At 40.2% G+C, this 12,962-nt stretch carries 10 protein-coding genes; all 10 read right to left on the bottom strand.

The window, feature by feature from the left end:
• Nucleotides 1-105 precede the first annotated feature (105 nt).
• The 10 genes from copZ to IC621_RS09505 all read right to left on the bottom strand — a co-directional run bounded on the left by copZ (nt 106) and on the right by IC621_RS09505 (nt 12,960).
• On the bottom strand, nt 106-309 hold the full coding sequence (gene copZ, locus IC621_RS09550; RefSeq protein WP_191158068.1) for a copper chaperone CopZ: 204 nt from the start codon (nt 307-309) through the stop codon (nt 106-108).
• A gap of 16 nt (nt 310-325) precedes the next feature.
• Nucleotides 326-667, bottom strand: a complete 342-nt coding sequence (locus tag IC621_RS09545) for a metal-sensitive transcriptional regulator (protein ID WP_396653000.1) — start codon at nt 665-667, stop codon at nt 326-328.
• A gap of 330 nt (nt 668-997) precedes the next feature.
• Nucleotides 998-2,077, bottom strand: a complete 1,080-nt coding sequence (gene cobT, locus IC621_RS09540; protein ID WP_224752431.1) for a nicotinate-nucleotide--dimethylbenzimidazole phosphoribosyltransferase — start codon at nt 2,075-2,077, stop codon at nt 998-1,000.
• Nucleotides 2,078-2,614: 537 nt separating this feature from the next.
• Nucleotides 2,615-4,405 (bottom strand): L-lactate permease, encoded by a 1,791-nt coding sequence (locus IC621_RS09535; protein WP_191158065.1) that lies wholly within the window; start codon nt 4,403-4,405, stop codon nt 2,615-2,617.
• Nucleotides 4,406-4,647: 242 nt separating this feature from the next.
• Nucleotides 4,648-5,424 carry an IclR family transcriptional regulator gene (locus tag IC621_RS09530; RefSeq protein WP_191158064.1) on the bottom strand — a complete coding sequence of 259 codons (777 nt, stop codon included), beginning with the start codon at nt 5,422-5,424 and terminating at the stop codon, nt 4,648-4,650.
• A 207-nt stretch (nt 5,425-5,631) separates the two neighbouring features.
• Nucleotides 5,632-6,411, bottom strand: a complete 780-nt coding sequence (locus tag IC621_RS09525; RefSeq protein ID WP_191158063.1) for a fumarylacetoacetate hydrolase family protein — start codon at nt 6,409-6,411, stop codon at nt 5,632-5,634.
• Between the two features lie 16 nt (nt 6,412-6,427).
• Nucleotides 6,428-7,633 (bottom strand): NAD(P)-dependent malic enzyme, encoded by a 1,206-nt coding sequence (locus IC621_RS09520; protein WP_191158062.1) that lies wholly within the window; start codon nt 7,631-7,633, stop codon nt 6,428-6,430.
• Nucleotides 7,634-7,811: 178 nt separating this feature from the next.
• The gene (locus tag IC621_RS09515) at nt 7,812-9,992 is read right to left on the bottom strand and encodes a malate synthase G (RefSeq protein ID WP_191158162.1); all 2,181 of its coding nucleotides are present in this window, start codon (nt 9,990-9,992) and stop codon (nt 7,812-7,814) included.
• Nucleotides 9,993-10,141: 149 nt separating this feature from the next.
• Nucleotides 10,142-11,602: an FAD-linked oxidase C-terminal domain-containing protein gene (locus IC621_RS09510; RefSeq protein ID WP_191158061.1), complete on the bottom strand. Its 1,461-nt coding sequence runs from the start codon at nt 11,600-11,602 to the stop codon at nt 10,142-10,144.
• On the bottom strand, nt 11,602-12,960 hold the full coding sequence (locus tag IC621_RS09505) for a (Fe-S)-binding protein (protein WP_191158060.1): 1,359 nt from the start codon (nt 12,958-12,960) through the stop codon (nt 11,602-11,604). Before IC621_RS09505 ends, IC621_RS09510 begins: the two co-directional genes overlap by 1 nt.
• Nucleotides 12,961-12,962 lie beyond the last annotated feature (2 nt).

Below are 12,962 nucleotides of genomic sequence, written 5' to 3'. Positions count from 1 at the left end.
CATTAGCCAACCTTTTCGAAATTATTATAACCATACCTAGGTATAGTATTTTGATGAGTAAAAGAAATCGTGCTTCCATCTGCACGTCCTCTACCTGAAGTTTACCTAAACATCGTAACCTTGGTCGTCAATCGTTTCCTTGATCTTATCAAGAGTAACTTCATTTGGATTAAATTCCACTCCAACAGTTCCTGAATCCAGGTTTACTTTGACTTTATTAACCCCAGATAATTCCCCTACGCTGCCTTCAATTGATTTAATACAATGTCCACACGACATACCTTGAACGTTTAGAGTTATTTTTTCCATAAGCTTTAGTCTCCTTTTATTTTTTCATTAATTTTTGAATGGTTACCATTACCTCATCCAAGATTTCTGTGTCCCCTTCTTGAATTTTCTCAAGAACACAAGTCTTCATGTGACCTTCGAGTAAAATTCGCCCCACACTATTTAATGCAGATTGGGTAGCAGAGATTTGTGTGATTACATCATCACAATACGTATCTTTTTCAATTAATCCTTTTATACCTCGAATTTGTCCTTCTATTCGATTTAATCTTGTTACTAAATTATTTTTCACTTTATCTGAATGATGGCTTTTTCTTTCACTTTCTGATGAGCAGCATTCATCGATTTCATTCATATTCTCTAGATTATCTGAATTCATCGACATTGCTTCACCCCCTTAAGACGATATTACTATACCCCACTAAGGTATGTAAAGTGTTTTGTTATTAAAAAATTACAAATAGGTAATGAACCCTAATTTTTATAATTGATCAAATGGTGTACTTCAATTCTAGGGTATGTTTACCAATCCTTGGGCCGTGAATTATGCGAATACCACGGCCATTTTTATATAAACTAAAAACCACCATGCACTTATAGTTGAAAAAAGGTATTTCTAAGATTCATAGCAAATCGTATCATCCAGATATTTTCATGTTTTGTTTCCTCCATTTTTCTGTCTCATCAAAATCAATTTGGATCGGCGACCTCAAGCCTCATTCTTCTCTTTAGAATTTTCCACATGTGCAGGTATGCCTAATTCCTCAAATGTAGCCATTTCCCTAAAAATCCGCGTTGAAGATTCGATTAATGGAAATGCGAGGGCAGCGCCTGTTCCTTCCCCAAGTCTCATTTCTAAATTTAGTAGAGGTTTTAGTTCAAGTTCGTTCAAAATGAATTGATGTGCCGGTTCTGCTGATAAATGAGAAGCAATCATGTAATCGCGGGAAAGAGGTTCGATCCGGTATGCAGCTAATGCCGCTGCTCCAGAAATAACCCCGTCAATAACAACTGGGATTCTGCGAGCTGCCGCTCCTAACAATACTCCAACAAGTCCTGCAATTTCAAATCCTCCTACTTTACAAAGAACATCGAGGGGATCCATCGGATTTGGGTTGTTTCCTTTAATTGCTCTTTCAATCACCTCTATTTTCTTGTCTAAACCTGCGGCATTTATCCCGGTACCCCTGCCTGTTAATTGAGAAATAGATATGCTTGTAAAAACTGCTGTCATGGCACTGGCAGGGGTTGTATTTCCAATCCCCATTTCCCCTATTCCAAGCAGGTCAATACCTTGATCAGCCAAGTCAAAGGCAGTTTCTATACCTATATGTATCCCTTGAACAGCCTCCTCTTTCGACATAGCTGGGCCGATTGCCATATTATCTGTTCCATACCGCACTTTTTTCTTGATAATCTCTTTCGGCACTTCTTCCAGCATACTTCCAATATCAATAACTTGAACCTCAGCACCTGCCTGGCGTGCGAGTACATTAATCGCTGCTTTGCCTCGTACAAAATTATCCATCATTAAGCCAGTTACCGCTTGAGGATATGCACTGACACCTTCTTTTACAACTCCATGATCCCCGCACATAACAACGATTGCTTTTCGGTCTACTTTTGGAGCCGCATGGCCGGCAATGCCTGAAAGCGTTATCGGAAGTTCTTCCAACATTCCTAAGCTGCCTAATGGTTTAGTTAAGTTATTTAAGCAGTTCCTCATTTCCTCCATTGACCGTATATCCAGCGGTTTAATATCTTGAATTACTTGCATGATCTTTTCCAAATGATTTCCTCCACTTAATCGACGCATCATAGCGTTCTAAAAATAATGTTTATTTTTTGATATCTTCGCAAACCACTTTTAACTATTAACCAAAACTTTGATACAAATTCAGAATACATCTTACTAGTCTTGGAAACAAAATCCTGCCATGGTTTATAGTTTTCTTCTACAAAAAAAGATTCCCAATTAGACATCAGTTGGTAACCATATTACCTTATGATTTCTATTTAAGGAATCCATATGAGAAAATTATTCTTAAACCTTGAAGATTTGAAAAAATACTCATAAATAAACATCTGGTCAGACTAGATTGTCATACAGTCCCCCTCTTTAATAATCGTGATGTCAATAAGGCTTGGTTTTCCCCTTTCAGAGCCCTGTTACTTCGAACTTTGTCCAATTAAATAGGCGCATAAAAGGCGTAAACCTCTTCTATCATTCATTATCGAGGCTGAAATTTTTCATTTCCTAATATAAGCCATGACCTTCATTAAATAGGAGTTAGAGTTATATTTGTAAAGCTGCAACCCATGAATTTTATTTAACTGACTTGATATCTGCTGATGAATTGTGGAGTAGTAAATTTGCGCGTTTTTGATTTGTAGCAATAATGTATGTTGCTGCGAGAACAATTGCTGCTGCGATGAAGGAGCCGAGATTAAAGATTCCTTTTTGTGAGTACCATACTATGGCATAGCCAACTGCCCCTGACAATAAAGCATAATACACAAATGGGAGCAAGGTTTTTCGGATAACTATTCCTTCTTTCCCGACAATCCCTACTACCGCGGATGCTGCTACGACATTATGAACACATATCATGTTTCCAGCCGCACCACCTACTGCCTGAAGAGCTACAATCCATGTCGGATTAACGCCAATTTGAGAACCAACGTCGTATTGAAATAAGGAAAACATCATATTACTTACTGTATTGCTGCCTGCAATAAATGCACCGATTCCCCCGATAAACGTTGCGAAGAACGGCCAATACTCACCAGCTAAAGCGGCCGCTCCATTTGCCAATTCAATTGGCATTTGTTCAAAGCCGGCCGCTCCGCCACCTGAATTGATAAATACTTGAACCATAGGAACAGTGAAGACTAAAGCTGTTGAGGCCGCGACAGTTGTTTTGACAGATTGGGACCAGGCTGTTTTGTATACGCTTCCATTCATGCCGTGGATAAAATAGGTAATCATTGAAACAACAATAAAGATGGTGCCGGGTAAATATAAAGGCTGAAAGCTTGCTGTGATTTCCGAGCCAAACATATTAGGGATGGCAACATTCCATGATTGGAGCCAACCCATTATAGGAAGCGTTTTCAGTCTTGATAATACAAGTAATACCCCAACTAAAATATATGGTGTCCAAGCACGTACCATACTCATGCTTCCGTTTTTGTGGGAAATGTCCTTGATCTCAAGCTTGCCTATCCACTCTGGATCCCATTTAGATTTTTCTTCAAAATCCCAAACTTCTTCTTTTGGAGGCATGAGAAATCCTTTCTTGGCTGCATACACTACAATGGCGAGACCTGCCAATCCGCCGACCATAGAAGGAAACTCAGGTCCTAGAACGTTTGCAACAATGACATATGGAATTGTCATCGAAAAAGCGGCAAACAAGGCGAACTTCCAAACTTTAACGCCCTCTGAAAATGATTTATTTTTCCCAAAGAACCTTGTCATTAAAGCAACTACAAACAATGGGATAAGAGTGCCGGCAATCATATGTAAAATAGCAACTTGCCCCCCGATGGCAGTGATTAAAGAAAGAAAATTGTCCGTGATACTTGCGTCTGCCGATAAACCAGTTTGAACCCCGACAAGCATAGGAGTACCAACCGCACCGAAGGAAACAGGAGTGCTTTGAATGACCATTCCAGCAATAACAGCAGCCATTGCTGGAAAACCAAGCCCTACTAATAGCGGGACGGCAACAGCAGCCGGTGTACCGAATCCGGAAGCCCCTTCAATAAAAGATCCAAATAACCAGGCAATAATGATCACCTGAATGCGCCGGTCTGCAGATATATTTGTGAATCCCTGACGAATTGTTTTAATTCCTCCACTTTCTTGGAGTGTGTTTAGAAGCAGGATTGCTCCAAAAATAATGTATAACAGGGTACCGGCTACAACTAAACCATTCACTGATGCTGCAGCAACTGTTTCCCCTGGTACCTTCCAAATAAACAACGCCAGTATTACTGCTACTAGATATGAAATTGGCATGGCTTTACTTGCAGGCCATCTTAAACCAACTAAAAAAATGGCAACTGCAAGGATGGGTAACAATGATAGCAAAGCTAACACACTTGTACTCATAATACAATTTCCCCCTTTTGTTTCTTAATAGAAAATCACATTCCCCTTTGTTGCGGATGAAGGAACATTGTTATACAACTATATGAAATTGTTATATAACATAATTCAACCACATTTATATTATACAAAGTATCCGCATCACTTCAAGAATATTTTGAAAATTTATTAAAACACTTACCCAAAAAAATTTGTCCGATATACCTTTCCTTCAAAGCATTCGAACAAATTTTTAAATAGTGTATTTAACTGGTTTTGCTTCCAAATCCAAGCCTTGCTGAAATCTGTTTACCAATAAAGATCATTTTCTTTTTCAGCTGGTTCAACCTTTCTTCCGTCATTCGAATGGTTGGTCCGGAAATACTAACAGCTGAAATGACTTTTCCTAAATGGTCAAAAACAGGCACTGCTATGCATGTAATTCCATATTCATTTTCTTCTAAATCAAGGGCATATCCCTTTTGCTTCACTTGATTCAGCTCTTGCATAAACTCTTCTTTGCTGGTGATCGTTTTGTCTGTATGCATCGGCATCCCTTTACGCTCAAGAATATCCAGCACCACCGCAGATGGCAGATGAGCGAGAATCGCTTTTCCTACAGATGTACAATGCATCGGTGCCCTTTTCCCGACCTTGGAGTGCATTCGCAGCGTTTCATTTCCCTCTAATTTTTCAATATAAACAACCTCACCTTGGTCATATACAACCATGTGGATCACTTCGTTGGTTATATTTTCCAATTCCTGTAAGTAAGGTCTTGCCTCTGCCCTCAGATCAATAGATTCTAAAAGCTTTGAACTTACCTCTAAAAATTTATATCCAAGCTTATATCGGCCGGTTTCTTTATCTTGCTCAACATATCCATATTGAACAAGTGTTGAAAGAATTCGATAAACAGAGCTTTTATTAATATCAATTTGGCCAGCAATCTCTGTAACACCTAAACCGCCTTTTTTAGTACTTACAAGAGTGATAATATCCAACGCCCGGCTTACAGACTTTACCATATTCTCTCTTTCCATTACACTCACCTCGAGGGGGAAGATATATTAAAATGTATTATATCACACCTATTGCCGGGCATTTGAACATGCAAAACCCATTAAAATATATGGTGGAGCCATCTCGTTCGAAAGGGAAGATAATATATAGCTTAGACAAACTCGGCCATTTTATGAAACAGCTGGAGTACCAAATTATTAATACCGCACGTTCCCTTTCTCTTCCTATTAATGAGTTTCAGCACTTTCCTTTGCGGATACAAATGTATTTCGAAGCGTGCCAATTCCTTCAATTATACATTCTATGATATCCTCTGGTCCTACTAATTCAGCTCCAACAGGACTTCCTGTTAAAATAATATCCCCCGGCTTAAGCGTCATTACATTTGTAAGATAAGAAACCATTTTACGAATAGGAATAATCATTAAATCTGTTGGGCTGTTTTGTTTTTCAATATTATTTAGGCTAGCATTAACTGTTACGTTAAAGGGATCAAGATCTGTTTCAATTACAGGACCTAAAGGGGTAAAGGTGTCGAACGACTTACCGATAGTCCAGTGACCGTCTTGATGAAAAAATTGCGGTGCTGTTACATCATTGCCTATTGTATAACCAAACACATAATCTAACACATCAGCTTCAGGCACATTTTTAGCTTCTTTTCCAATAACCACTGCTAATTCAGATTCAAATTTGACTTGATTTATACCTTTTGGAATCACAATCTCTTCTTCAGGACCAATAACTGATGAAGCAGGCTTGAAGAAAAATACTGGTATTTCTGGAAGCTCTTGAGGAAGATCTTCAGCTTTTGAAACATAATTTGCTCCAATCCCAATGACTTGATTGGGCTCAATAGGTGCAAGAAATTTCACTTCATTTCTTGAAATGACCGTACCTGTATATTCCCAGCTGCCAAAAATATCACCTTTAATTTCTCTGATTGTATCTTCCGTAATAATTCCTTTAGAAACGGAAGAATTAATCATAAATCTAGTAAATTTCATCTTTATCATAGCCTCCTCAAATAATCTTTTCTTGTTTAACCATCTTTTTACGGGCTACTCCTGTTTTTATCGCTGCCTCTGCAACAGCTCTTGCCACTGCATCTGCAACTCGCTCATCGAACGCCCGTGGTATAACGTAGTCATGTTTGAGCTCCTTACGTGTAATTAGGTTTGCAATCGCAAAAACAGCCGCGAGCTTCATTTCTTCATTAATTTCAGAAGCAAAGACCTCAAGTGCTCCTTTGAATATGCCAGGAAAAGCAAGCACATTATTTACCTGATTCGCCATATCGGAACGGCCTGTTCCAACTACAGCGGCTCCTGCAGCCAGCGCAACGGCCGGCATAATTTCCGGAATTGGGTTTGCCATTGCAAAGATAATCGGATCTCTATTCATTGACTGGACCATCTGCGGCGTCACCGCTTCAGCTACCGATAATCCAATAAATACATCCGTATCCTTGATCACTTCCTGTAACAGACCCTCAACTTTGTTCTTATTCGTATATTTAGAAATAGATTCTTTCATGGCATTCATTCCATATTGGCGGCCTTCGTAAATGGCACCCTTTGAATCACATAAGATGATATCGTGTACGCCCATATTAAGCAGCAGCTTTGTAGTAGCGATACCGGCAGCCCCGGCACCATTAATTACAACCTTGGTATTATCAAGGCGTTTATCCACGATTTTTAAAGCATTGATTAATCCGGCCGCTGTTACAATAGCTGTTCCATGCTGATCATCATGAAAAACAGGAATGTTCATTTCCTTTTTTAATCTTTCTTCTATGATGAAACAATTTGGGGCTGAAATGTCCTCGAGATTAATTCCGCCAAAAGTTGGTTCTAATAATTTTACTGTTTGAATAATTTGTTCAGGATCATGTGTGTTGATACAAAGCGGGATCGCATCGATATCAGCAAATCCCTTAAATAATGCTGCTTTCCCTTCCATAACCGGCATCGACGCTCCAGCACCAATATTTCCTAAGCCTAATACAGCTGATCCATCTGAAATAACAGCTACTAAGTTTCCTTTAATCGTATAATCATAGATTTTGTCAGGATCCTCATAAATTTCTTTACAAGGCTCTGCAACACCTGGAGAGTATACTAAGCTTAAATCATTCGCATTTTCAACAGGTACCTTAACATTAACACTTAATTTTCCTTTATATTGCTTATGAAGCTCCAGTGCCTTTTCCCGAATGTTTTTCATAGTCTCATCTCCTCAGGTTAATGGTTATTTCACTATTCCTTAAACTACCTGAAGGAATAGTAAGAGTCTTCCATTTCAAACAAGAAATATTGGTTTCCTAGAGTTAATACAATCTTGCTAGTTAGGACTTTCTCATAAAAGATCCATTATCAAGGGGCCTCCTAAGCCCCTGACCAAGTTATTGTTTTACAGCAAACTTTGCCTTAGCTTCTAAGCGGCGGCGATGCAAGATTGGTTCGGTATACCCGTTTGGCTGATCATAGCCCTTGAAGACTAGATCGCAGGCAGCTTGAAATGCGACTGAGTTTTCATAGTTTTCGGACATCGGTTGATAGGCGGGATCTCCGGCGTTTTGTTTATCTACTACCTTTGCCATTCGTTGTAAGGTGTCCAACACCTCATCTTTCGTACAGATTCCATGATGAAGCCAATTAGCAAGATGCTGACTTGATATGCGCAAAGTAGCTCTGTCTTCCATCAGCCCTATATCATGAACATCAGGAACTTTTGAACAACCAATACCTTGTTCGACCCAGCGGACAACATAGCCGAGAATCCCCTGAGAATTGTTCTCCAATTCTTCCTGAATTTCTTCTTTGCTCCAGCTTATATTTGGTGCCAAAGGAATTTCCAAAATAGCATCCTGTAAATCTTTTGATTCCTTTATAAGCTTATTTTGTTCATCTGTTACATCAATTTGATGATAGTGAAGAGCGTGTAATGTAGCAGCAGTTGGGGAAGGAACCCAAGCTGTATTGGCACCCGCTTTTAATTGGCCAATCTTTTGCTTCAGCATATCCTCCATCCTATCCGGCATAGCCCACATTCCTTTACCAATCTGAGCCCGGCCTTGGAAGCCGCTGGCTAATCCGATATTGACGTTTGATTTTTCATATCCCTGCAGCCAGCTTGTTGATTTCATGTCATTTTTTCGAACCATAGAGCCTGCTTCCATAGAAGTATGAATCTCATCGCCAGTCCGATCTAAAAATCCTGTATTAATAAAGGCAATTCTATCCTTAACTTGGCGAATGCACGCTTTCAAGTTCAATGAAGTTCGTCGTTCTTCATCCATCACACCAATTTTAATCGTATGGCGTTCCAGACCTAGCATATCTTCAACTCGGTTAAAAAGCTGATTAGCAAAAGCTGCCTCTTCAGACCCATGCATCTTTGGTTTAACGATATAAATAGAGCCTTTTTCAGAATTTTGATATCGGCCATTCCCTAAGATGCTATGTTTCGCCAATAAGCTGGTTATTGCACAATCCAAAATGCCCTCTTGAATCTCGTGGCCCTCCTGATCTAAAATCGCATTATTTGTCATTAGGTGCCCAACATTTCGGACAAACATAAGGGAACGTCCAGATAAAGTTATTTCCCCGCCGAGAGGCGCAGTGTACGTGCGATTAGGATTAAGGGTTCGTGTGATTGACTTATCCCCTTTCTGAAAAATTGAGGCCAGATCTCCTTTCATTAACCCAAACCAGTTACGATAAACCAGCACCTTATCTTCCGCATCTACAGCAGCCACGGAATCCTCGCAATCCATGATCGTCGTAATCGCCGCTTCTAACAGGATATCTTTAATCCCCGCTTTATCTGTTTTGCCGATCAAATGATTGCTATCGATTTGGATTTCAAAATGAAGTCCATTATTTTTTAACAATACAGCTGTAGGGTTTTCAGGGTGTCCTTGATATCCAGCTAGCTTTTCTGCCTCGTTAAGTCCAGTCGTTGATCCATTACTAAGCGTAACAGACAGCCTACCATCAACAATTGCATATTTCACAGCTTCTTTATGGGAGGAATCTTTCAAGGCTGCAGCTTGATCAAGAAATTCTCTTGCAAACTCAATGACCTTTTCACCGCGAAGTGGATTATAACTACCTTCCCGGCCTGCCCCGCCTTCGTCACTAATAGCATCTGTTCCGTAAAGTGCGTCATAAAGGCTTCCCCATCTAGCGTTGGCAGCATTTATAGCATAACGGGCATTATTTGCAGGTACTACTAACTGCGGACCGGCCTGGAGAGCAATTTCACTGTCGACATTCTCAGTTGTAATTTGAAAATCTTCAACCCCCTCCTCAAGATAGCCAATCTCTTTTAAAAACCCTTTATACTTGGCAAATTCCATATTTTCTTTATTTTCCCGATGCCATGTATCCAGTTTGTCTTGAATTTCATCCCTCTTGGCTAAAAGCTCCTTATTTTTAGGTGTTAAATCCTTAACTAGAGACTCTAAATCAGCCCAGAATTGCTTTTGATCAACCCCGCTGCCAGGCAAGGCTTCTAAATTAATAAAGTCATAAAGTATTTTCGAAACTTGGAGATTACCTGCTTTCACATAGTTATTCATCATTTGTTTCCTCCTTTAATTTATCTTCTAATCTTTTAAACTAGCTGCACTTACAAAGTAAATTCATGCTAACCATCTTGTTCGCTATTACAAAACATTGTTTTTAAATTTGTTTAAAAAATTGTAAAATGCATGTGATTCTTCCACTATTAAGAGGTGGCAGCTGCCTTCATCTCATTTTTTATTTCTGCACATCGACCAGGAGTCGGAAATAACTTTCCTGCATTTAATAAATTATCAGGATTAAAGACTTCGCGGATATCTGTCTGCGCCTTAATTTCCTCATCTGTAAATACAAAGCGCATCTCCTCTCTTTTCTCAATTCCAACACCATGCTCACCTGTTATCGTTCCGCCAACTTCTGCACATACTTGCAAACATGCGCTCCCAACTTTTAAGGCCATTTCGGTTTGGCCGGGTATTCTCGCATCAAAAAGAACGAGCGGATGCAAATTTCCATCTCCTGCATGAAATATATTCGCAATGCGTAATCCAGACTCTTCGCTGATTTTGTTAATTTTTTGAAGTACCTCAGGCAGCTTGCTGCGCGGGATTACCCCGTCCTGTACCAAATAATCCGGAGAAATGGCACCCATTGCACCAAATCCAGTTTTGCGATTCGCCCACCAGCTTGCTCTTTCCTTTTCATCTTGGGCTACCTTTACTTCACGAACATTCCGGTTCTTACATACCTCAAGTATTTGATTAATCTGCTCTTCAATGCCCGCAGAAATTCCGTCCACTTCAATCAAAAGCAATGCATCAATATCCTTTGGATGGCCAACAGGAAATGCCGCTGCCTCTACCCCCTTAATCGCTGTTTTATCCATCATTTCAAGAGCAGCCGGAACAATACCTGCTGAGATAATATCGGATACAGCTTGACTTCCATCAGAAACCTTATCAAAATAAGCAAGCACCGTTTGTTTGGCTTCTGGATTTTTCAGAATACGAACGGTTATTTTTGTGACAATTCCTAGCGTTCCTTCTGAACCTGTTAGCAGGCCAAGTAAATCATACCCTGGTGAATCGGGAATCCCGTTTTCCCCAATTTCAATGATGTCTCCATTTGGTAAAACAATTTCCAGCCCCAAGATATGGTTGGTTGTTACACCATATTTAAGACAATGTGCTCCACCGGCATTTTCAGCGACATTTCCACCGATCGTACAGCAATACTGGCTTGATGGATCTGGTGCATAATAATATCCTTTATCAGAAATAGAGTTCGTTAATTTCAGATTGACAAAACCCGGTTCTACTACGGCGCGCCGATTCTCAAGATCGACACTTAACAACCTCTTCATTCTTACTAAGCTAATAATTACCTCGTCGTTTAGAGGAATTGCACCGCCGCTTAAACCAGTACCTGCTCCTCTTGCAAGAAAAGGCAATTTATTTTCCGAGCAATATTTTACTATTGCCGCCACATCCTGTGTGGTTTTTGGGAATACAACTGCTCTAGGCAAATGCTTATGGATTGTAAAGCCATCACAATCGTAAGCAAGTAAATCCTCTTTATGGTATAGGATTGACTGGGCTCCTCCTACTATTTGCGCAAGGTTTTTGACATGGCGGTCTCTTGTTTTTACTTCTTTTTTAAAAGGCATTACTCTCCCCCCTTTATGCCATCCTCTTTTTGGTAGGCCCAATCCAGCAGCTGAATGGTGTGAACCACTTTTTGATTCCTCCCGTACTTTTGAACACCCATTGCCATTTGAAGCATGCAGCCCGGATTTCCCATGGAGATCATTTCAACGTCCTCAGGGACATCTTCCATTTTGCTTTCTAATACGGCTCCAGCCATTTCCGGGTTCGTAATATTATAAATTCCTGCACTGCCGCAGCACCTGTCAGAGTTCGGCATCTGTACCATTTTCACTCCTGGAATATCAAGGAGGATGTCACGCGGTTCTTGTCTTACACCTTGACCATGTGCTAGATGACATGCATCGTGATACGTAATTCTTGTATCTATTTCTGCTTTAGGTTTTTCATAACCTGTATCATGAAGATATTTTGAAATATCCTCTACTTTTGCAGAAAACTCTTCTGCTTTCTTGTGCCATTCCGGTTCTTCACGGAACAATTCAGCATATTCCTTTAACATACAGCCGCAGCCCGCTGCATTGACAATGACTTTATCGGCGTCTTTAAAGGCATGAATGTTCCTTTTCGCTAGCTCTCTTCCTGTGTCGCGGTCACCGGCATGAACATGAAGAGCTCCGCAGCACGTTTGATTTTGAGGAATTTTCACGTTGTTCCCGTTTCTTGTTAATACATTAATAGTAGCTTCATTAATATCACTAAACATTACATCCATGACACAGCCAGTTAAAAACGCAACCTCTCCCTTTACCTTGCCTTTTGCCGGTATCACTTTTTCACTTTTATACTTTTTACGCACAGGCTCTTTTACTTCTGGCATAATCGCTTCCATTTCCACTAAATGCTGAGGCATTACATTCATAAGCCCTGTTTTTCTCACAACCTTTTGAACACCGCTTTTTTGATAAAACTTCAATAGGCTCCCTACTGAATTTAACCGCTTATGATGCGGAAACAAACCTTTCAAGAAAAATTTGCTAACCGTTCCCTTCCATCCCTTCAGCGGCATTGCTTGACGAATTTGCCCGCGTGCCTCTTCAATCAGACCGCCCACATCTACATCAGCAGGACAAGCTGTTGTGCAAGCACGACAGTCTAAGCAGGCAAAGACAGGATCCAAAAACTGCTCATTTACTTGAAGCTTTCCTTCAGCAACAGACTTAATAAGATGGACGCGGCCACGAGGAGAATGCTGCTCCTGTCCAGTCAATTCATAAGTAGGACATGACTCCAAGCACATTCCGCAATGAACACAATCTGCCCACTTGTTTTCATCTGGCGGATCGCTCCAATGATAATTGCTTATGCCTTTGGTTGAGCATGGCGGGTCTGCAATTAAACCCGTTTCTCTTAAACCCACTT

The organism is Metabacillus arenae (assembly GCF_014773385.1).
Lineage (GTDB): Bacteria > Bacillota > Bacilli > Bacillales > Bacillaceae > Metabacillus_D > Metabacillus_D arenae.
Note: the sequence above shows the minus strand (reverse complement) of the source record. Positions and strands in the feature narration are given on the sequence as shown.

What these genes read in the sequence shown, in the direction of transcription:
- IC621_RS09515 (WP_191158162.1), bottom strand. Translation starts at nt 9,992, where the DNA reads ATGAATAACTATGTGAAAGCAGGTAATCTCCAAGTTTCGAAAATACTT.
- copZ (WP_191158068.1), bottom strand. Translation starts at nt 309, where the DNA reads ATGGAAAAAATAACTCTAAACGTTCAAGGTATGTCGTGTGGACATTGT.
- IC621_RS09510 (WP_191158061.1), bottom strand. Translation starts at nt 11,602, where the DNA reads ATGCCTTTTAAAAAAGAAGTAAAAACAAGAGACCGCCATGTCAAAAAC.
- IC621_RS09535 (WP_191158065.1), bottom strand. Translation starts at nt 4,405, where the DNA reads ATGAGTACAAGTGTGTTAGCTTTGCTATCATTGTTACCCATCCTTGCA.
- IC621_RS09525 (WP_191158063.1), bottom strand. Translation starts at nt 6,411, where the DNA reads ATGAAATTTACTAGATTTATGATTAATTCTTCCGTTTCTAAAGGAATT.
- IC621_RS09520 (WP_191158062.1), bottom strand. Translation starts at nt 7,633, where the DNA reads ATGAAAAACATTCGGGAAAAGGCACTGGAGCTTCATAAGCAATATAAA.
- IC621_RS09530 (WP_191158064.1), bottom strand. Translation starts at nt 5,424, where the DNA reads ATGGAAAGAGAGAATATGGTAAAGTCTGTAAGCCGGGCGTTGGATATT.
- IC621_RS09545 (WP_396653000.1), bottom strand. Translation starts at nt 667, where the DNA reads ATGAATTCAGATAATCTAGAGAATATGAATGAAATCGATGAATGCTGC.